The organism is Nocardioides sp. NBC_00163, assembly GCF_045206295.1.
Taxonomy (GTDB): domain Bacteria; phylum Actinomycetota; class Actinomycetes; order Propionibacteriales; family Nocardioidaceae; genus Nocardioides.
In genome coordinates this window covers 997342-1017433 of sequence record NZ_CP108155.1, presented here as the reverse complement: position 1 = coordinate 1017433, position 20092 = coordinate 997342, and the positions used below count along the sequence as shown (strand labels likewise).

The following is a 20092-nucleotide window of genomic DNA, read 5'->3' as shown; positions in this document are numbered from 1 at the left end:
ATGGTCTGGACGAGTTACTCGGTCGGGGGCTCCGGCGGGGTGCCACCGTCACCACCCTCGGGCGGGGCACCGCCGCCGGGCGCGCCGCCCGTGGAGGCCTCGGTGGTGGTGTCGACGGCGACTGAGAGCGAGCCCTTGTAGCCGGCGCTCGGGCTGCCGCTGAACTTGCCCATCTCGAGGTCGTAGCCGTCGCTGAAGACGTTGTCGTTCTCGAGGGTGACCTGGGTGAGGTTGTCGGCCGAGCCCGCGTAGGTGTCGAGCTCGTAGACCTTGTTGAGCATCTTCTCGGGGAAGGCGACCTGCGAGGTCGCGATGGCGTTGTCGCCGGTCGTCGCCGAGTCGGCGTCGGGGTAGACCTCGAAGTGCATGTGGGTCCAGCGACCGGTGTAGCAGCCCGGAACGATCGTCTTGAAGGTCACCTGACCCTTGGCGTCGGCGACCTGGACACCGCGGAGGTACGTCTCGTCCTCGACGCCCTCGGAGTACATCGAGTAGAGGCCCTGCGCGTCGCACTGCCACAGGTAGACCGCGACGCCCTCGAAGGGCACGTTGTCGTTGGCCATGTCGGTGACCGTGAAGGTGAAGGTGAGCGGCACACCGTCGACCGTGGTGCCGCCGTCGAGACTGGAGGTGATGTCGCTGCGTACGATCCCGGACTCGGTCAGCACGTTGGTGCCGTTGGTCCCGTCGGCCGGGTAGGGGCCGTTGGTCTCCTGCGGGATCTCGCCGTCGGCGGTCGTCGAGGTGTTGGCAGCGGAGCCGCCGGTCGAGGTGCTCGAGGAGCCGGACGAGCTCGAGCCCGACGAGCTGGCGCCGCAGGCGGCCAGGGCTGCTGCCCCGACCCCGACCCCGACGAGCCCGAGGACCCGGCGGCGGGTCAGCAGCGTCGAGATGTCGAAGCCGGCACCCTGGTCGACCACCTCCTCCTCGGGGCGGGCCAGCAGGCGGCCCTCATAGGCGGGGCCTTCAGCGGTGTTCTCGGGTTCGGGTACGCGGCTCATTCGGTTCTCCTTGACGTCTGTCTGGTGCGTTGACCTGACTCTGACGTCCGGATCCGTGAGGACCTCCTGCCCGGGCTGTGGGGTTCCTGTGAAAGCCGCCGAGGATCAGCCGACGCTCGGACGTGGGGCGGACTGGAGCTGGTCCGCCTGCTCCTTGGACAGCTTCGAGGCGTAGCCGCAGTAGGTGCAGTCCATCCGGCGTGACTTGCTGACGGGGAAGAGCGGGATGAAGAAGAGGGTGAACTTGTTGACGACCTCGAACAGGCGATGGGCCGCCTGCTGGCGGCAGTGGGGACAGACCAGCGAGAGCGTGGCCAGCAGTCGCGTGTAGGTCTTGAGCCCGAAGATGATCATGCCGACGAGTCTTGCACGCGCTCAGCGCCGGTGGACCTCGCGACCGTCGACGTAGGTGTTCGTCACCCGGGTCCGGCCGAGAACGGTCGTGTCATCGCCGAGGATGTCGTGGTCGACGACGACCAGGTCGGCCGCGTACCCGGACTCGATTCGGCCCGTGGACCCTTCGCGACGGTTCAGGTAGGCGGTGCCGGTGGTGTAGCCGGCGAGGGCCTCGGCGACCGTCAGCGCCTCCTCGGGAAGCAGCGGGGTGGCGTCGGCGGGCTGGTCGGGGGAGCGGCGGTTGACCGCGACGTGCATGCCGAGCAGCGGCGCCGGGTCGGAGACCGGCCAGTCGCTGCCGCACGCGATCCGGGCACCCGTACGCAGCAGCGACCCGAACACGTACTGCTGGTCGCGGGCAGCCGGCGCCAGGAACGGCAGGGTCAGCACCTCCACCGCCTCGTCCAGGCACGCCCACAGCGGCTGGATGTTGGCGGTGACCTCAAGGGCGGCGAACCGAGGGACGTCGGCCGCGTCGACGACCTGGACGTGGGCCAGATGGTGGCGCAGACCGCTGGCCCCGTTGGCCGCCCGCGCGTGCTCGATCGCGTCCAGGCTGTCGCGGACCGCGCGGTCCCCGAGCGCGTGGATGTGCGCCTGGAACCCGTTGGCCTCCAGCGCCGCGACGTAGGTGGCCAGAGCCTCGGCCGGGATGAAGGAGAGCCCGCGGTTGTCGGTGAGATGACCGTGGGAGTCGAGGTAGGGGTCGAGCATGGCGGCCGTGTGCGTCTCGCAGACGCCGTCCTGCATCAGCTTCACGCTGGCCGCGTCCAGCCCCACCTGAGCGGCAAGAGCGCGACGTTCGATCAGCTCGGGCAGCTGCTCCAGGCCGCGGTCGCGGTCCCACCACTGGGCGAGGACGACCTTCGCGGTGAGCACGCCGGAGTCGTTGGCGGCGACATAGGTCGGCAGCGAGTCGGGCATGCCGAGGCCGGCGCCGACCAGCGCGTCCTGCCAGCCCACGATGCCGACGGAGTGGAGATGGCGCTGTGCGGTGAGCAGCGCCTCGGTCAGGTCGCGTGGGGTCGGGGCGGGGACCAGCGAGCCGACCAGCGCCATCGCACCCTCGTGCAGTGCGCCGGTCGGCCGGCCTGCGGAGTCGCGCTCGATGCGCCCGTCGCCCGGATCGGGCGTAGCCGCATCGATGCCGGCGAGCTCGAGCGCGCGGCTGTTCACCCAGGCGGAGTGGTGGTCGCGGTTGGGCAGGAAGACCGGCCGGTCGGGAAGGAGCCGGTCGAGGGGCTCGGCGCTCGGCACGCCGCCCGGGAAGGAGTCCATCGACCAGCCACCGCCGGTGACCCAGGCACGTCCGGGGTTGGCCGCGGCGTAGGAACCGATGGCGTCCAGGTAGCCCTCGAGGGTCGAGAGACCGGTCAGGTCGCACTGGTTCATCTCCAGCCCGGCCTGGATCGGGTGCACGTGGGAGTCGTGGAAGGCGGGCAGGACCCAGCGGCCGTCGAGCTCCTCGACCACAGTCTCAGGGCCGGCCAGCGCTTCGAGCTCCTCGCCGACGGCCACGATCTGCCCGTCGCGGGCGGCGAGAGCCGTGTCCTCCCAGCGGCCCTCGCGCAGCACGCGACCACCGCGCAGCAGCAGGTCCGCCGGGAGGGCGTCACCGCCCTTCAGTTGACGGCCATGGTGTCGGTGACCGAGGAGCCCGAGCGCTTGAGCACGAGCGCCACCAGGCCGAGGACCAGGAGCGTGAAGACCAGCAGGATCGTGGAGACCGCTGCGATCTCGGGCTTGAGACCGGAGCGAACCGAGGAGAGCACGTAGACCGGCCACGAGGTCGTGCCGGAGACGTTGATGAACGAGGAGATCACCGTGTTGTCGAGGCTCAGCGTGAAGGCCAGCAGCCCACCGGCGAGCACCGCCGGCCCGACGAGGGGGATCGTGACCTTGAAGAACGTCGCCACCGGCCGCGCATAGAGGTCCGCCGAGGCCTCCTCCAGCGACGCGTCCAGACCGACCAGGCGGGCCCGGACGATGTAGGTGACGACAGCGGTCGCGAAGAGCGAATGGCCGACCACGAGGCGTACGTAGCCGTTGTTGAACGGCAGCAGCGACCAGTCCTGCCCGAGCGTCACGAACCAGGGGAGCAGCGCGATGCCGTCGACGATCTCGGGCGTCACCGAGACCAGCAGCAACAGCAGCGTGAACGGCCCCGCCCAGCGGCCCGGGAACCGCGCCATCGCCATCCCGGCCAGGGTGCCGAGCACGCTCGCCAGGAGGGCGGCGACCACGGCGGTCTGCAGGGAGACGGCGACGGTGTGGCGTACGGTCGGGCGCTCGATGATCGCCTTGAACGGCTCCAGGCTGAAGCCGTCCCAGGCGGTGAGCAGTCGGCCGCCGTTGAAGGAGTAGATGCCGATCACGATGATCGGGGCGAACAGGAAGAGGAAGACGAGCGTGGTCCACGCGCCGAGCGCGAGATTTGTTCCGGACGGCCTGCTCATGCGGTCACCTCCTTGGTGTGGACGGTTCCGATGACCAGCTTGCTGCGTCTGTGCAGGAGCCATCCCACGGCCCACATCAGCGTGATCGCCAGGACGACGATGAGCATCGTGAGCAGGATGAGGACGACCGCCATGGCCGAGCCCAGCGCCCAGTTCTGCGCGGTCAGGAACTGGCTGGCGATCAGGGAGCCGACCATCGTGCCCTTCGCGCCGCCGAGGACCGCCGGGGTCACGTAATCGCCCATCATCGGGATGAAGACCAGAACGATGCCGGCGATGATCCCGGGCCGCGCCAACGGCAGCGTGACCTGGAAGAACGTCCGCAGCCGGTCGGCGCCGAGGTCCTTGGACGCCTCACCGAGGGCGTTGTCGACGCGGTCGAAGGCGACGTACATCGGCAGGATCATCAGCGGCAGATAGTTGTAGATCAGGCCCAGCAGCACCGCACCGCGGGTGTTGAGCAGGTCGTGCGGGTCGGCGACCAGGCCGACGTCGGTCAGGAACCCGGCCAGGGCGCCCTCGGAGGACAGGATCACCTTCCAGCCGATCGTCCGGATCAGGAAGGAGGTCCAGTAGGGGACCATCACCAGGGCGACCAGCAGCCCACGCCGGTTCGCTGGGACCTTCACCGCCATGAAGTACGCAGCCGGCAACGCGATCAGCAGGCAGGCGACGGTCCCCAGCACGCTCATCCACAGCGTCGCCCGGAAGATCGTGAAGAAGGTCGGGCTGAACGCCTCGGCGTAGCGGTCCAGCGACATCACCGCGTTGCTGTGGGTGCCGAACATCCCGGGCTTCTCCCCGAAGCTGAACCAGGCGATCTGCAGGAACGGCACCACGAAGAAGACCGTCAACCACAGCCACGCGGGTACGGCGAGGACGAACCCGGGGAGACGCTTACGCACTGGCGGCGGCCTTCAGCTTGTCGTAGACCTCCGTACGCCGGTCCTGAGCTTCGTTGACGGCCCCGTTCTTCATGGTGGCGATCTGCTCGTCGGTGAAGAAGATCATCTCGGGCAGCTCGACACCGCGCTCCGCGGCCATCTCCTCGATGCCCAGCGCGCCGGTGTTGTAGCCGATGTAGTCCATCTCCAGGAACGAGTTCTCCGGGTCCAGCACGTAGTCGAGGAACGCGTGCGCGGCCTCCGGGTGGGGCGCACCGGCCGCGATGCACCAGTTGTCCATCCACAGCTCGGTCGTCGGGCCGGCCAGGACCCACTTCCAGCGGTCGGGCTGCTTGTGCTCGAGGATCCCGAGGCGGGAGTCGCCGTTCCAGTTCTGCATCAGCGCGAAGGTGTTCTGCTGCATCGCGCCGGTGGCCGGGTAGGAGTCGAAGCCGGCGATGTGCGGTGCCCACTTCTCGACCGCCTCGGCCTCGTAGGCGTCGTAGTCGGCCATGTCCTCGGTGTTCCAGTCGATGTCGTTGGCCCAGAAGTAGAGGCCCGCGACACCCTGCGGGTCGTCGAGCAGCGAGGTCTTGCCCGAGGCCTCGTTCTGCATCGCGTCGATGAAGTCGTTCCAGGTCACCAGGTCGCGCTTGATCACGGTGGTGTCGTAGACGAACCCGGTGGTGCCCCAGCACTTGCACACCGAGTACTCGTTCTCCGGGTCCCAGTCCTGGCCGAGGAACTGCGGGTCCACCTTGGCCATGTTGGGGATCAGGTCCTTGTTGAGCGGGACGATGATCTGGTTCTCGATCAGCTGCGGGATGTAGACCCCGGTCGGCACGACGATGTCGTAGCCGCTGGTGCCCTCGGCCGCGACCAGCTTCGAGATCAGCTCCTCGTTGGAGCCGTAGGAGTCGAGCGTCACCTTCGGGCCGGTCTTGCCGAAGGCGTCGATCACCTCGGGGGCGTCGTAGTCGCCCCAGGTGTAGATCGACAGCGACTTCTCCACCGGCCCGCCGGTCGCGCCGCCGCCCGGCTCGACGGCGGTGCTGCCCGACTCACCCGAGCCGCAGGCGCTCAGCGCGACGCCGGCACCGGCGAGCGCGGCGAGGCTCAGGAAGTGGCGCCGCGAGAGCTCCTGGCGGATCGCTCGCGCGCCGGCATGGCTGGCCAGGATGCGTACGTTGCCACTCTTGTTGACAGGCTTGTTCACTGTGGGCTCCTAGCGGTGGACGGGTCGAGCGGGGTGTCGAGGGGGAAGAGACGTACGTCCTCGGCGGCCCAGCCGCAGAGGACCGGGTCGCCGGGGGAGAGCCGGGCGGCGCCGTGGGTGGGGCGGCGGATCAGCAGGCTGACCTCGTCGGTGACCTTGACGAGGTACTGGATCACCTCGCCGAGCGGGGAGACCTGGAGGACCTCGCCGGCGACGGAGTTGAGGCTCGCCGTCGCCGTCCCGGACTCGGCCCGGGGCTCGATCGAGATCATCTCGGGCCGGATCGCGGCCTGGTGGGCCTCGCCGGGCTTCCCGTCGGGCTTCGCGGGACCCTCGACGACCACGAAGGGGGTCTCGACGGTGGTGCCGTCGGAGCTGACCTCGCCGTGCAGGAAGTTCTGCTGGCCGACGAAGCCGGCGACGTACGCGCTGGCGGGCTGGTTGTAGACGGTCTCGGCGTCGGCGAGCTGCTCGATCCGCCCGGCGCGCATGATCGCGATCCGGTCGCTCATCGCGAGCGCCTCGTGCTGGTCGTGGGTGACGAACACGAAGGTGATCCCGAGGCGGGACTGGAGGAGCTTGAGCTCGAGCTGCATCTCCTCGCGCAGCTGGCGGTCCAGGGCGCCCAGCGGCTCGTCGAGGAGGAGGACGCCGGGACGGTTGACCAGCGCCCGGGCGAGCGCCACCCGCTGCTGCTGGCCGCCGGAGAGCTGGGCCGGGCCGCGGTCGGCGAAGTCGAGCATGCGCACCATCCGCAGCGCCTCGACGACCCGTTCGCGGACCTCGGCCCTGGGCGTCTTGCGCTGCTGCAGGCCGTAGGCCACGTTCTCCGCGACCGACTTGTGCGGAAACAGCGCGTACGCCTGGAAGACCGTGTTCACGTCGCGCTGGTAGGGCGCGAGCCTGACCACGTCCTTGCCGCCTATGACGATGCTGCCTGAGTCGGGCTTCTCGAACCCGGCGATCATTCGTAGCGTCGTGGTCTTGCCGCAGCCCGAAGGGCCGAGCAGCGAGATGAACTCGCCGGCCCGGATCTCCAGGTCCAGGCCGTCGACCGCCGTGGCCTGGCCATAGGTCTTGGTCAGGCCGGTGATGGTTACCGAGCCGGAGGGTGGGTCCGGGGTAGCTGTCGTGGTCATCGCTGCTCCAGTCGATTGTTCACTTAGCGCTGCATTCCACCACAGGATCCGGGGAAAAGTACGGAATCAGTTGTAAAAGAACGGTTACGAACTTGATTTCGTGTACGTCGCCGCCGCTGAGTGCGGCCCCGGTCTCGGGATCTAGGGTTTACCCCATGCCGACCCCGCCCACTCTGTCCACCGTCACCTCGTTGCTGGACGACTGGTACCCGCCCGCGACCGCCGACGAATGGGATGCTGTCGGGCTGGTCTGGGGAGAGCCCTCGCAGCCCGTCTCGAAGGTGCTCCTCGCCGTCGACCCGACCCTCCCGGTCGCCGAGGAGGCGGCCGCGTGGGGTGCGGACCTGGTCGTGGTCCATCATCCGCTGTTCCTCAAGGGTGTGCACGGGTTCGCGGCGACGACCCCGAAGGGACGTACGCTCTCGACGCTGGTCGCCGCGCGGTGCGCGCTGATCACCGCGCACACCAACGCCGACCAGGCCCTCGGCGGCGTCTCGGAGTCGCTGGCGCTCGCGCTCGGGCTGAGCTCGCTGCGGCCGCTGGTGCCGGGGCTCACCGACGAGGTCGGGACGGGCCGGGCCGGGACCGTGGAGCCGACCACGCTCGGCGCCTTCGCCGAGTCCGTGGCGGCCGCACTGCCCGCGACCGCGGCCGGGATCCGGGTCGCCGGCGACCTCGACCGGCCGGTCTCCTCGGTGGCGCTGTGCGGCGGCGCGGGCGACTTCCTGCTCGACCAGGTGGCTGCGTACGACGTCTATGTGACCAGCGATCTGCGCCACCATCCGGCCTCGGAGTTCCTCGAGAAGGGTGGTGCGCTGATCGACATCCCGCACTGGGCGGCGGAGTGGACCTGGCTGCCTGTCCTGGCGAGGCGACTGAACGAGGCTTTGGGAGATACGGTGGAGGCCCGGGTCAGCCAGATCGTCACCGACCCGTGGACGCTGCGTCTGTAAGAAAATCGTGTGTGAATAGCTGAGGAGAATCCGCTGAAAGCCGACCCGTTCGCCCAGGTGAAGCTGCTCGACGTGTGTGAGCTGGACTCGCGTGCGCTCCAGCTGCGCCACCGCCGTGCGCATCTGCCGCAGGCCGCCGTCGTGGCGGAGCTGCAGGCATCGAAGAAGACCACCGACGATGCCGTACGCGACGCCCGGATCACGCGCGACGACCTCGAGCGGGTGCAGAAGAAGGCCGACGCCGACGTCGAGGCGGTCAAGACCCGCCGCCGGCGCGACCAGGAGCGGATGGACTCCGGGGCGATCAGCAGCGCCAAGGACCTCGAGCGCATGCAGCACGAGCTGGCCACCCTCGACCGCCGGATCTCGGTGCTCGAGGACGAGGAGCTCGAGGTCATGGAGCAGCTCGAGGAGGCTCAGGCGAGCGTGACCCGGCTAGAGGCCGAGCTCGCCGAGATCACCGAGAAGCTCGCGGTCGCGGTCGACTCCGTCGACGTCGAGACCTCGAAGATCGACGGCGAGCTCGCCGGGGTCGCCGAGGAGCGGACACCGGCGCTCGAGGGCATCCCCGATGACCTGCTCGCCCTCTACTCGCGGCTGAGCGACAAGATGGGTGTCGGTGCTGCCGAGCTGCGTGCCCGCCGCTGCGGCGGCTGCAACCTCCAGCTCGACCCGGCCGAGATCTCCCGCATCCGTGGCCTCGCCGCCGACGAGGTCGTGCGCTGCGAGGAGTGCTCCCGCATCCTGGTCCGCACGGCCGAGTCCGGTCTGTGAGCGAGAAGACCGCGCGGGGCTGGGGAGCCGGCGCGGCGGCGACGACGCTGGTTCTCGTACGTCACGGGGTCACCAAGCACACCGCCGCCAAGGCGTTCTCCGGGGGCCTCGGCGGTGACAACCCGCCGCTGACCCAGGAGGGCCGCGAGCAGGTGATGCTCACCGCGGAGTGGCTCAAGCCGCTCGCGTCCTCGGTCTCGACCGTCGTGACCTCGCCGGTCCTGCGCACCGTCGAGACCGGTGAGCTCGTCGCCGGTGCGCTCGATGCCCGGCTGGTCGAGGAGCCCGCCTTCGCCGAGATCGAGTTCGGGGAGTGGGAGGGTCTCACCTTCGGCGAGGTCGCCGAGCGGTTCCCCGACGAGATGAAGTCGTGGATGGGGGCGACCGAGGTAGCGCCCCCGGGCGGCGAGTCCTTCGACTCCGCTCAGGCCCGCGTGCTCGACGGCCTCTCGCGGGTCCTCGAGGCCCACGCAGGCGAGACCGTCGTGGTCACCTCACACGTCTCGCCGATCAAGCTGATCGTCGCTCACGCACTGGGAGCCCCGATCGGCGGAGTCTTCAGCATGGAGCTCTCGCCCGCCTCCGTCACCGTCGTCTCCTTCTTCGCCGACGACCGCGCCTCCATGCGCCTCTTCAACGGCCTCCCGGTTTCCCGCGACCCCTTCGCCGCCGGACTCTTCTGACGCCGACTCGACCAGCGCTCGCCTCGCTGGTCGAGCCGCCGGAGCCGCTAGGCGGAGGCGTGTCGAGACCAACACAGTCCCTATGGCGACCGCTTGCCACGACGGCGAGCGAGGTCATGCAGCCGGTCGAGATCCCCGGTTATCAGGGCCTCGCGCTTGGCCCGGCTCCACCCTTGAACCTGCTTCTCGCGTCGGTAGGCATCGGCCATCATCTGATGTTCTTCGGCGTACGCAAGGGTGACCGGTAGACGCCGAACCGTGAACTCGGCGCCGAGGCCGGCGTTGTGCTCGGCGATGCGTTTCTCCAGGTCGAAGGTGCTTCCGACGTAGAGCATGTGATCGCGGCAGCGGAGGATGTACATGTAAGGCATGCCCTGATTCTGGGCGCGACCACCGACAGGTTTCGCGGAGACGACTGTGTTGGTCTCGACACGCTCGCTGGCGCTCGCGGCTCGACCAGCGGTTGCCTCGCTGGTCGAGCCGCCGGAGCCGCTAGGCGGAGGCGTGTCGAGACCAACACCTTCCGTACGGCGACCGCCGTCTCAGATCTCGGCGACGATGATGTCGAGCTGGGTGCCGGTCTTGGTGGCGGGGGCGGTCTCGACGGTCCAGCCGAGGTCGCGGAAGGCGTCGGCGAGCTTAGCGGGGGTGCGGGGATTGGCGCCGGACTCGAGGAGGGCTCGGACGAGGCGGCCCTTGGTGGCCTTGTTGAAGTGGCTGACGACCTTGCGCTGGCCGTTGTGCTCGTGGAGGACACGGACGGTGGCGGTGCGGGCGGCGACCTCGTCGGGGCGCCAGAAGGCGGCGTACGTCCCGGACCGGAGGTCCACGAGCAGCCCGTCGCCGAGAGCCTCGGTGATGCCGGCGCCGAGGTGGGCGCGCCAGTGGGCTTGGACGCCGCCGATGCCGGGGAGGGTGGTGTCGCCCGAGAGACGGTACGCAGGGATGCGGTCGGCGAGGCCGACGAGGCCGAACACGGAGCTGGTCACCATGACCCGGCTGGTCGCGCGGCGCTTGGCGGCCGGCGACAGGGTGGCGGGGGAGAGGGCGTCGTAGAGGACGCCGGTGTAGATCCGGTCGGCGCGCGCGGTCGCGGCCTCGAACAGCTTGGCGTTCAAGGTGACGAGCTCGGGCTGGGTCTTCGGGATGCCGAGGATGTCGACGGCCTCGTCCGGGCGCGTGGTGCAGAGCTCGACCAGCGCGTCGATGACCTTGGAGCGGGCCGGGTTGAGCACCGGGAGACGGAGGTCGTCGAGCGCGAGCGGGTTGCCGCGTACGGCCGCGGTCTTGCCCTCCGAGGGCGGCAGCAGGATCAGCACGGGACTATCGTGCCGCCCGGGACCAGGATGGCCGAATCGAGGATTGGGTATCTTTCAAAGCGCCCGTGACCTGGGAGAACGCGCGAGCTTACGTTCCAGTCATGATCGTTCTGGCCGCCGAGTCCACCGCCGGGCCCAACCTCGGCGGCTTCCTGGTCGTGATCATCATCGTCGGCCTGTTCTGGCTGATCCAGGACGTCTCGAAGAAGTCCAAGGCGCGGTCGGCGCACCTCAAGGCGAAGCGGTCGCTGACCTCGTCCCAGCGCCGCGCACTGGCCAAGATCGACAGGTCGGCGAGGTCGTACAACGGCTCCAAGAAGGACCTGTGGGGCCAGTTCGACGCCTTCAAGGGCAACCCGAAGGCGTTCGGCAAAGATGCCGCCGCGCTGCACAAGACGTACAAGGCCTCGAAGAAGAAGTAGCCACTACAGTTCTGGCCATGGGCTCCGCACGCATCATCCGGGTCGCCAGTGCCGACAACGGTGTCGCCGCCACCACGCTCCGCGACGGGATCGCCGCGCTCCAGGCCGAGCTCGGGGTGACCGCCGAGTTCCCGCCTGAGGTGGACGAAGCGGCGGCCGCCGCCGCGGCCAACCCCAGACTCCCGGAGCTGGACCGCACCGACCTGCCGTTCGTCACGATCGACCCCGAGACGTCGATGGACCTCGATCAGGCGCTCCACCTCGAGCGCGACGGCGACGGCTACGTGGTGCACTACGCGATCGCCGACGTGGCCGCCTTCGTGACGCCCGGCGACCCTGTCGACGTGGAGGCCAACAAGCGCGGCGAGACGCTCTATGCCGCTGACGCGAAGATCCCGCTCCACCCCAAGGTGCTCTCCGAGGACGCCGCGTCGCTGCTCCCGGACCAGGTACGCCCCGCCCTGCTGTGGACCCACAAGCTCGATGCGTCCGGCGAGGGGACCGACACCTTCGTCGAGCGCGCGCTGGTCAGGTCGCGGGCCAAGCTGTCCTACGACGGTGTGCAGAGGATGTTCGACAGCGACGGGTTCGGCGACACCGACTACGCCTCGTCGCTCGAACTGCTGAAGGAGATCGGCGAGAAGCGGATCGCTCTCGAGGCGGCCCGCGGCGGGGTCAACCTGCCGCTGCGCGACCAGGAGATCTCGGTCCAGGGTGATCAGTGGTCGCTGGAGTACCGCGACCTGCTCCCCGTCGAGGACTGGAACGCCCAGATCTCGCTGCTCACCGGCTTCGGGGCAGCAGACCTGATGGTCTACGCCCGCATCGGGCTCCTCAGGACCCTCCCCGAACCCGACCCCCGAGACGTCCAGCGGCTGCACCGCACCGCTCGGGCACTCGGGCTGGAGTGGCCCGCGGAGATGCTCTACCCCGACTTCATCCGCTCGCTCGAGGGCAAGAACGGCAAGCACGCCGCGATGGCGATCGCGTGCACCCGGCTGCTGCGCGGGAGCGGGTACGCCTCGTTCAACGGCGAGCTCCCCGCGCTGACCGAGCACTCGGCGCTGGCGAACGAGTACATGCACGTGACGGCGCCGCTGCGCCGGCTGATCGACCGCTACGCCGGCGAGGTCTGCCTGGCGCTCTGCGCCGACCAGCCGGTCCCGGACTGGGTGACTGCTGCGTTCACCACCCTCCCGGACACCATGCGTGCCTCCTCGCGCACCAGCGGTGCCTACGAGCGCGGCGTCGTCGACCTCGTCGAGGCCGGGGTGCTGTCCCAGCGAGTCGGGGAGACCTTCACCGCGGTCGTCGTCGAGATCGACGACGAGGACAAGCAGAAGGGCTCGATCACCGTCGAGGAGCCCGCCATCGAGGCCCGGGTCACCGGCACGACGGCGCTCCCGCTCGGCGAGGAGGTCGAGGTGCGGCTGGAGACGGCTGACGTCGTCGCCCGGAAGGTCAGCTTCGCCATCGCCTGACCTCCCGGACGTACGTCGGTCAGGAGATCAGCTCGTCGAGGCGGTTGTAGACCTCGGCGGAGCCCTCGATGACTCGGCTGTGCTCGCCCTCGATGGAGACGGGTACGTCGCCCTGGACGGTGATGCGCCGCACCTCGCGCGGCAGCTCGTCGAAGTCGGCGACGGCGTAGTGCTGGGTGGCGCGGTTGTCCCAGATCGCGACGTCGCCCTGCTGCCAGTGCCACCTGACGGTGTTCTCCAGGGCGGTGACCCTGTCTTGGAGGAGGTTGAAGAGGATCGCGCTCTCCTTCTGGTTCAGGCCGGTGAAGTGCTTGACGAAATGGCCCAGGACGAGAGCGCGCTCGCCGGTCTCGGGGTGGATCCGGACCGCCGGGTGCTCGGTCCGGTAGACCGTCGAGACGAACTCCTCGCGCCTGCGCGCGGCCACGTCGTCGGTGGACTCGTCGGGGCGTACGTAGTCGTAGTCGTTGGAGTGGACCGCCCACAGGTTGTCGACCAGCGCCTTGAGCTGGGGGTGGAGCCGTTCGTAGGCGGTGACGGTGTTGGCCCAGACGGTGTTGCCGCCGTACTCGGGGATCTCCGCACCGCGCAGGATCGAGAACGCCGGCGGCCGGTCGACGAAGGTGACGTCGGTGTGCCAGGAGTTGGCGGCCATGCCGCGGTTGGCCTTGAGGGTCAGTACGCGGGCGCTGCCGGTGTTCACGGTCGGGTGGGCGGTCGTCAGCGGACCCAGGCGCTCGCCGAACGCGATCTGCGCGCGGTCGTCGAGATGGTCCTGGCCGCGGAAGAAGACGACCTTGTTCGCCAGGATCGCGGCCCGGATCTCGGCGATCGTCTCGGCGGGGAGGTCTCCGGAGAGGGTGACGCCGTCGATGCGGGCGCCGATCCGGCCGCCGACCTTGTGGACGGTCAGCTCGTTGACGGGGGATGCTTCGGTGATGGTCATGCGTGGCTCCTCTGTCGGCGTCGGCTTGATCTGAATAAAGTCTAGTGAAATACATAACTTAAGACCACGGGTGTCTCACGAGACGTTTGGGCACTCCGCACAATGATGCGAATGGGAGTCGGTGGATATCGTGCGCTCATGACGCACGCAACACCCGAGACCGTGTTCACCTATGGCTCCCCGCAGCTCAAGTTCGGCACCGGCGCATCGGCCGAGATCGGCTACGACCTGGCGTCGCTGGGTGCCCGCCGCGCCCTCGTGGTGACCGATCCCGGCATCTCCGCGACCGGGCTGCCGCAGCGCGTGGCCGAGCAGATGAAGGCGTACGACGTCACTGCCGTCGTCTTCGACGGCGTCCATGTCGAGCCGACCGACGAGAGCATGCGCGAGGCCGTCGAGTTCGCCCGCGAGCACGGGCCGTTCGACGCGATCGTGGCGGTCGGGGGCGGGTCGAGCATCGACACCGCGAAGGCGGTCAACCTGCTGACCACCAACGACGGCGACCTGATGGACTACCTCAACGCGCCGGTGGGTCGCGGACTCGCGCCGGCCAACCCGCTGCTGCCGCTGGTCGCGGTGCCGACCACCACCGGGACCGGGGCGGAGTCGACGACCGTGTGCGTGCTCGACGTGCTCTCGCTCAAGGTGAAGACCGGGATCTCGCACGCGCGCCTGCGCCCGACGCTGGCCGTCGTCGACCCCGACCTGATGATGACCCAGCCCGCCGGGGTGACCGCCGCGTCCGGGATGGACATCCTGTGCCATGCGCTGGAGAGCTACACGGCCCGTCCCTACACCTCCTACGACCGCAAGGAGCCGGCGCAGCGGGTGCCCTACTGCGGCGCCAACCCGATCTCCGACATGTGGTCGGAGAAGGGGCTGTCGCTGCTGGCGGGCTCGTTCCGGCAGGCGGTCGCGCACGGCGACGACACCCTCGCGCGCGGTGACATGGCGTTCGCGGCGACCTTCGCCGGCCTGGGCTTCGGCAACGCAGGCGTGCACATCCCGCACGCCTGCGCCTACCCGATCGCCGGGCGGGTGCGCGACTTCCACCCCAAGGACTACCCGGGCGACGAGGCGCTGGTGCCGCACGGGATGGCGGTCTCGCTGACCGCTCCGGAGGCCTTCCGCTACACCTTCGACGCCGCCCCCGAGCGGCATCTGCGTGCGGCCCGGCTGCTGGCGCCCGGCTTCGACGAGTCGAAGGAGGAGCCCCGCGACGTACTGCCCCGGGTGCTGAGCGACCTGATGCGGGACATCGGGATCCCGGCCGGGATCGGCGAGGTCGGCTACGTCGCGGGCGACATCCCCGACCTGGTCGAGGGGGCGCTCAAGCAGCAGCGGCTGCTCGCCACCGCGCCGAAGCAGCCGTCGGCGGCGGACCTGACCGGGATCTTCGAGAGGTCCATCACGCTCTGGTGAGGAATGCCCGGCGGGACTACGGCGTTCGGTTGGTTGTCTTCTTCAACCAAACTCTCCGGAGGTTCACTCGGTGACGTCAGTCCCGCCGCGGCTCTTGCTCGCGCTCGCCCTGCTCTCGGCATCCGCGCCGCTTGCGATCGACTTCTACCTGCCCTCCTTCCCGCAGATCGGCACCGACCTCGGTGCCGCGGCGAGCAACGTGCAGCTGACCCTCACCGCCTTCCTGATCGGGCTCGCGCTCGGACAGATCGCCTGGGGGCCGATCTCCGACCGCTTCGGACGGCTCAAGCCGCTGCTGATCGGTTCGGTCGTGGCCGCGGCGGCCGGTGTCCTGGCCGCCGTGGCGCCCACCGTCGAGCTGCTGATCGCGGCCCGCTTCCTCCAGGCCCTCGCCGCCGCGGCGGGGATCGTGATGGCGCGGGCGATCGTGGCCGACGTACTCCACGGCTTCGCCGCCGCCCGGGCGATGTCGATCATGATGTCGATCAGCGGGATCGCGCCGATCCTGGCGCCGGTGATCGGCGGCGCCATCGCCGGGTTCGTGCCGTGGCGCGGGGTGCTCGGCATCGTGGCCGCGATCGCCGTCGCGCAGGTCGTCTGCGTGCTGCTGGTGATTCGGGAGAGCCTGCCGGCCGAGCGCCGGACCAGCCGGGTCGAGTACGCCGACCTCGGTCGCCTCCTCGCCAAGCCCGCCTTCCTCGGCTACACGCTGACGCAGGCGCTCACGTTCGCCACCCTGATGACGTACGTCTCCTCCTCCTCGTTCCTCTACCAGTCGGTGATCGGCACGTCGGCGGCGGTCTACGGCATCGGGTTCGCGGTCAACGCCGCCTTCCTGACGGTCGCCGGGCTCTTCTCGGCGCGGCTGGCCAAGCGCCAGGTGCACCCGGCGCAGATCGTCCGCTCGGCGCAGCCGGTGCTCGCCATCGGCGCGATGTTCGTGCTGATCGTCGCGCTCCTGCCGGTGCCGAAGGCGCTCATCCTGCTGCCGATCCTGGTCGTCACCACCTGCGTCGGCCTGATCATGGGCAACACCGGCGCCCTGGCCATCGAGCAGGCCCGTCCCTCGGTCGGCGCCGGCTCGGCGCTGATGGGCGGGATCATGTTCCTCGGCGGTGGCCTCGCCTCCCCGCTCGGCGCCGTTGCCGGTGAGCACACCGCGGTGCCGCTGGCGATCACCATGGTGGTCACCTCGGTCCTCGGCGCCGTCGCGTTCACCCTCGCCCGGCGCTCCGTCGCCCGCAACCCGGAGTCGGAGGCGGCCTTCGCCACCGCGGCCTAGGTTTCGGCGCTGACTAGGCTTCGCGGAGTGAAGCTCCGTGTCCATCAGCAGCGGGCGCTCTCCGCCCTGGGTGCGGCCTGGGACGCGGGGCGTTCGCGGGCGTGGGTCGTGCTGCCCCCAGGGGCCGGGAAGACGCTCGTCGGGCTGGAGACGGCACGCGATGCGATCGCGGACGGGGCGAAGGTCGTCGTACTCAGCCCCAACACGGCCATCCAGGGGCAGTGGCTGCGCCAGGCCGCGGCACTGGGTCTCACGGCGTCCTCGTCGCGGGATCTGGACGCGCCGCTGACGTCGCTGACCTACCAGTCGGTCGCGGTCTTCGGCGATCCCGACGACGAGGCGGAGACAGGGGAGAGCCATCTGGCCAGGCTGCACGGCAACGGCCGGGCGCTGGTCTCTGCGCTGCGTACGGCCGGGCCGCTGCTGCTCGTGCTGGACGAGTGCCACCATCTGCTCGAGGTCTGGGGCGAGCTGCTCGGCGAGATCCTCCTGCTGCTGCCGGACGCGCGGGTGCTGGGGCTGACCGCGACTCCGCCCGAGGCGCTGACCAAGGAGGAGTCTGCGCTGGTCGGGCTGCTGTTCGGCGAGATCGTCTTCTCGACCTCGATCCCGGCGGTGGTGCGCGAGGGCGACCTGGCGCCGTTCGCCGACCTGGTCTGGTTGACCGCCCCCACGCCTGCCGAGCGGGAATGGCTGCGGGGGAGCGCGGAGCGGTTCGAGGAGCTGCTCACCGCGCTGACCTCGGCCGATCTGGGCAGTGTGCCGTTCCTGACCTGGCTGGACCGGCGGTACGTGTCGCGGCCGGCCGGAGCTCCGTCCTGGGCCGAGCTCGCGAAGGCGTGGCCCGATCTGGCCAGGGCGGCCCTGCGGGTTCATCATCGTGGACTGCTCGCGCTGCCCGAGGGGGCGACCCTGACCGAGGCGCACCGTCGCGACCCGTCGGCCGAGGACTGGGTGGCGCTGATCGGTGACTGGGTACGCGGACATCTGGCTGCCTCCGATGCGGAGGCCGACCAGGAGGCGCTGGCCGCGATCAAGCAGGCGCTGCCGGCCGTCGGCTACTCGCTGACCCGGCGTGGCATCCGGGCCGGGCGCTCGCCCGTCGACCGGGTGCTGGCGCGCTCGGAGGCGAAGACGACGGCGACCGCGGCCATCGTGGACCACGAGCGCCTGGCGCACGGCGACTCGCTGCGGCTGCTGGTCGTCACCGACCACGAGCGGGCCTCGGCCACGCTGCCCGTCGACCTGCGTGGGGTGATCGCCGAGCAGTCCGGCTCCGCGCGTGCGGTGCTCGCGACGCTGTGCGGGTCCCACGACGACGTCCTGCTGGTCACCGGCGCCACCGTCGCCGGGCCCGCGGCGACCCTAGCGGCGCTGGTCGAGCACATCGCCGAGACCGACCCCGCTCTGGCCGAAGCCCTGGAGGTCGATCAGGGGGAGGCGTACGCCACGCTCGTCGGGCGCTGGGGCAGCCGCCAATGGGTTGGGCACGTGACCCGGTTCTTCGAGGACGGCGGCTGCCGGGTGCTGGTCGGCACGCGCGGGCTGCTCGGAGAGGGCTGGGACGCCCGATCGGTCACCGGGATCGTCGACCTCACCGCGGCCACGACCACGACGGCGGTCGTGCAGCTGCGCGGCCGGTCGCTGCGTACGGATCCCGCTCGGCCCGACAAGGTCGCGGTCAACTGGACCGTCGTCTGCGTCGAGGAGGAGCACCCGCGCGGCGACAACGACTGGAAGCGTCTCGTCCGCAAGCACACCGGCTTCTTCGGTGCCGACGAGGACGGCTCCGTCGTCGACGGCGTCGGCCACATCGACGAGACGTTCTCCCCGTACGCCGCCCCGCCGGAGTCCGACTTCGACACCGTCAACGCCCGCATGGTCGCGCGTTCGGAGGACCGCACCGCGATCCGGGAGCGGTGGCGGATCGGGGAGCCGTACGCCGACGTCGCCGGCCGCACCGTCAGGATCCGGCTGCGCCGGGCGGGTGCGCTGCGCGTGCCGTCGGGGATGGTGCTCGCTCCCCGGCCACCTGGGTTCCGGCTGCTGGAGGGCCGGGTGCCGGAGTGGCGGCTACCGGCCAAGCCCGTCCTCGCGCCCGCGGTGCTGCTGAGCATCGGGCTCGCCCTGACGCTCATCCTCGGCGCCGGGATCGCAGGAGCGGTCGGCGGCGTGGTCGGTGGGCTGTGGGCGCTGTGGGCCGCGTACGTCTATCGCGACGGCACCCGGATCGCCTCCCAGCTCCGCCGGCGCCCGAGCGTCGGCGCGGTCGGCGCAGCGGTCGCCGACGCACTGAACACGACAGGACAGACCTCGGTCGGCGCCGCCGGGCTCGAGATCGCGGTGGACACCGACGGCAGCTACCGCGTCCATCTGGCGGGCGTTCCCGAGGAGGAGTCGGCGCTCTTCGCCGCCTCGCTCGAGGAGGCGCTGGCACCGATCGCCGCGCCCCGCTACCTCGTCTCCCGCCCGATCGTGGGCGACCTGAACGCCCTCGAGAGGCTGTGGCTGGGCGTCTCGGGCAGGCACGCCGCCAACGCCGAGGCCTGGCATGCGGTCCCCACCGCCCTCGGCCGTCGCGCCGCCGACGCGAAGTCGTTCCTCGCCGCCTGGGAGCACTGGGTCGGCGGCTCCGGCCTGCTCTACACCGGCTCACCCGAGGGTGCCGGTGTCCTGGCCGCCCAGCGCGGCGCCGACCCCTTCGACGTCACCGCCGTCATCCGCCGCCACTGGTCCTGAGCCGAGACGGCACCCCCGTCGGCCGAGACGGCACCCTCGTCGGCCGAGACGTCACTTATGACAATCGAGTTGTCAGTTGTGGCGACGTACCGGAGCGTTGCCCGCATGGACTCGGACCTTTGGCACCGGCACGCCTCATCCTTCGGAGCGGCGGCGAACGCGTACGCCACCCACCGCCCTGACTACGCCCACGACGCGGTCCGGTGGGCGCTCGAGCCCGCGCCCGGGCCCCGGGTGCTCGATCTCGGCGCCGGCACCGGGAAACTCACCGCGACCCTGGTCCAGATGGGCGCGGACGTCACGGCCGTCGAACCCGACCAGGCGATGCTCGCCGAGCTGCGAAGAAGCCTCCCGGAGGTCACCGCGTCGTCGGGCAGCGCCGAGTCGATCCCGCTCCCGGACGCCTCCGTCGACGCGGTCCTCGCCGGCAACGCGATGCACTGGTTCGACATGGCCGTCGCCGGCCCCGAGATCGCCAGAGTGCTGGCACCAGGCGGGGTGCTCGCGGGTCTGTGGAACACCATGGACGACGGGGTCGACTGGGTCGCCGGGCTGGCGAGAGTCAGCGGCCCCGCGGCGATCGGGCCGCGCGACACCCCGGACGCCTGGCGCATTGAGACGGCCGACCTGCATCTGTCGACGACGGACGCGCCCGCAAGTTTCGGCTCCCCGGAGCAGTCCGGCTTCCCGCACGGGCAGCTCCGCACCGCCGACTCGCTCGTCGCGACTCTCGGCACCCGGGCCGGGATGCTGGTCATGCCGGACGAGGAACGGGAGTCCACCCTCGCCCGGATCCGGCGCTACCTCGCCGCCAGGCCGGAGACGTCGGACGGCGAGTTCACCCTTCCGATGATGACCTGCGTGCTCCGCGTGCGACGACGCTGAGCGCCGGGACTCGTTCTGGCTCCCAGATGACAGGTTTCTGGCAGTCCGCGGACGCCGGTGTCAGATTCTGGACCGATCCCAGACGGTGCTGATC

The 20092-nt window shown here is 70.2% G+C and carries 19 protein-coding genes; 9 read left to right on the top strand and 10 right to left on the bottom strand.

Annotated features, from left to right (window positions below; all coding sequences use genetic code 11):
- Nucleotides 1-14 precede the first annotated feature (14 nt).
- The 7 genes from OG801_RS04910 to OG801_RS04880 form a co-directional block, all read right to left on the bottom strand.
- The gene (locus OG801_RS04910) at nucleotides 15-1001 is read right to left on the bottom strand and encodes an intradiol ring-cleavage dioxygenase (RefSeq protein WP_406034095.1); all 987 of its coding nucleotides are present in this window, start codon (nucleotides 999-1001) and stop codon (nucleotides 15-17) included.
- Between the two features lie 105 nt (nucleotides 1002-1106).
- Nucleotides 1107-1355, bottom strand: a complete 249-nt coding sequence (locus OG801_RS04905; protein WP_406034093.1) for a zinc-ribbon domain-containing protein — start codon at nucleotides 1353-1355, stop codon at nucleotides 1107-1109.
- A gap of 21 nt (nucleotides 1356-1376) precedes the next feature.
- Nucleotides 1377-2972 (bottom strand): amidohydrolase, encoded by a 1596-nt coding sequence (locus OG801_RS04900; protein WP_406034091.1) that lies wholly within the window; start codon nucleotides 2970-2972, stop codon nucleotides 1377-1379.
- Nucleotides 2973-3019: 47 nt separating this feature from the next.
- Complete coding sequence (locus OG801_RS04895) at nucleotides 3020-3853, bottom strand: ABC transporter permease (RefSeq protein WP_378685316.1); 834 nt, start codon at nucleotides 3851-3853, stop codon at nucleotides 3020-3022.
- Nucleotides 3850-4758: an ABC transporter permease gene (locus tag OG801_RS04890; protein ID WP_406034088.1), complete on the bottom strand. Its 909-nt coding sequence runs from the start codon at nucleotides 4756-4758 to the stop codon at nucleotides 3850-3852. The genes OG801_RS04895 and OG801_RS04890 overlap by 4 nt, the downstream gene beginning before the upstream one ends.
- Nucleotides 4751-5953: a spermidine/putrescine ABC transporter substrate-binding protein gene (locus OG801_RS04885; RefSeq protein ID WP_406034087.1), complete on the bottom strand. Its 1203-nt coding sequence runs from the start codon at nucleotides 5951-5953 to the stop codon at nucleotides 4751-4753. Before OG801_RS04885 ends, OG801_RS04890 begins: the two co-directional genes overlap by 8 nt.
- Nucleotides 5950-7092 (bottom strand): ABC transporter ATP-binding protein, encoded by a 1143-nt coding sequence (locus OG801_RS04880; RefSeq protein ID WP_406034084.1) that lies wholly within the window; start codon nucleotides 7090-7092, stop codon nucleotides 5950-5952. The genes OG801_RS04885 and OG801_RS04880 overlap by 4 nt, the downstream gene beginning before the upstream one ends.
- A gap of 155 nt (nucleotides 7093-7247) precedes the next feature.
- Between OG801_RS04880 and OG801_RS04875 the strand changes: the two genes are divergently transcribed.
- Genes OG801_RS04875 through OG801_RS04865 form a run of 3 tightly spaced genes read left to right on the top strand, consistent with a single transcriptional unit; the run spans nucleotide 7248 to nucleotide 9502 of the window.
- Nucleotides 7248-8045, top strand: a complete 798-nt coding sequence (locus tag OG801_RS04875; protein WP_406034082.1) for a Nif3-like dinuclear metal center hexameric protein — start codon at nucleotides 7248-7250, stop codon at nucleotides 8043-8045.
- A gap of 57 nt (nucleotides 8046-8102) precedes the next feature.
- Entirely contained in the window at nucleotides 8103-8819 is a 717-nt protein-coding gene (locus tag OG801_RS04870) for a zinc ribbon domain-containing protein (RefSeq protein ID WP_406034080.1), read from the top strand.
- On the top strand, nucleotides 8816-9502 hold the full coding sequence (locus tag OG801_RS04865) for a histidine phosphatase family protein (RefSeq protein WP_406034078.1): 687 nt from the start codon (nucleotides 8816-8818) through the stop codon (nucleotides 9500-9502). The genes OG801_RS04870 and OG801_RS04865 overlap by 4 nt, the downstream gene beginning before the upstream one ends.
- Before the next feature lie 80 nt (nucleotides 9503-9582).
- Here OG801_RS04865 and OG801_RS04860 read toward each other — a convergent pair whose 3' ends face one another.
- Together OG801_RS04860 and yaaA are read right to left on the bottom strand one after the other, a co-directional pair.
- Nucleotides 9583-9873 carry a GIY-YIG nuclease family protein gene (locus OG801_RS04860; protein WP_406034076.1) on the bottom strand — a complete coding sequence of 97 codons (291 nt, stop codon included), beginning with the start codon at nucleotides 9871-9873 and terminating at the stop codon, nucleotides 9583-9585.
- Between the two features lie 171 nt (nucleotides 9874-10044).
- Nucleotides 10045-10821 (bottom strand): peroxide stress protein YaaA, encoded by a 777-nt coding sequence (yaaA, locus tag OG801_RS04855; RefSeq protein WP_406034074.1) that lies wholly within the window; start codon nucleotides 10819-10821, stop codon nucleotides 10045-10047.
- A gap of 101 nt (nucleotides 10822-10922) precedes the next feature.
- On the opposite strand from yaaA, the gene OG801_RS04850 reads away from it, so the two are divergent.
- Both OG801_RS04850 and OG801_RS04845 read left to right on the top strand, forming a co-directional pair.
- Nucleotides 10923-11243, top strand: coding sequence for a hypothetical protein (locus tag OG801_RS04850; RefSeq protein WP_406034073.1), 321 nt, complete (start codon nucleotides 10923-10925; stop codon nucleotides 11241-11243).
- 17 nt (nucleotides 11244-11260) lie between these two features.
- Entirely contained in the window at nucleotides 11261-12724 is a 1464-nt protein-coding gene (locus OG801_RS04845) for an RNB domain-containing ribonuclease (protein ID WP_406034071.1), read from the top strand.
- Nucleotides 12725-12743: 19 nt separating this feature from the next.
- Here OG801_RS04845 and OG801_RS04840 read toward each other — a convergent pair whose 3' ends face one another.
- A complete protein-coding gene (locus OG801_RS04840; protein WP_406034069.1) occupies nucleotides 12744-13670 on the bottom strand; it encodes a TauD/TfdA dioxygenase family protein in 927 nt (308 codons plus the stop codon).
- Between the two features lie 138 nt (nucleotides 13671-13808).
- Between OG801_RS04840 and OG801_RS04835 the strand changes: the two genes are divergently transcribed.
- From OG801_RS04835 to OG801_RS04820, 4 genes are all read left to right on the top strand, one after another.
- Entirely contained in the window at nucleotides 13809-15092 is a 1284-nt protein-coding gene (locus tag OG801_RS04835) for a hydroxyacid-oxoacid transhydrogenase (RefSeq protein ID WP_406034067.1), read from the top strand.
- A gap of 70 nt (nucleotides 15093-15162) precedes the next feature.
- The gene (locus OG801_RS04830; RefSeq protein WP_406034065.1) at nucleotides 15163-16374 is read left to right on the top strand and encodes a multidrug effflux MFS transporter; all 1212 of its coding nucleotides are present in this window, start codon (nucleotides 15163-15165) and stop codon (nucleotides 16372-16374) included.
- Between the two features lie 27 nt (nucleotides 16375-16401).
- Nucleotides 16402-19113 carry a DEAD/DEAH box helicase family protein gene (locus OG801_RS04825; protein ID WP_406034063.1) on the top strand — a complete coding sequence of 904 codons (2712 nt, stop codon included), beginning with the start codon at nucleotides 16402-16404 and terminating at the stop codon, nucleotides 19111-19113.
- A 105-nt stretch (nucleotides 19114-19218) separates the two neighbouring features.
- A complete protein-coding gene (locus OG801_RS04820; protein ID WP_406034061.1) occupies nucleotides 19219-19998 on the top strand; it encodes a class I SAM-dependent methyltransferase in 780 nt (259 codons plus the stop codon).
- Nucleotides 19999-20092 lie beyond the last annotated feature (94 nt).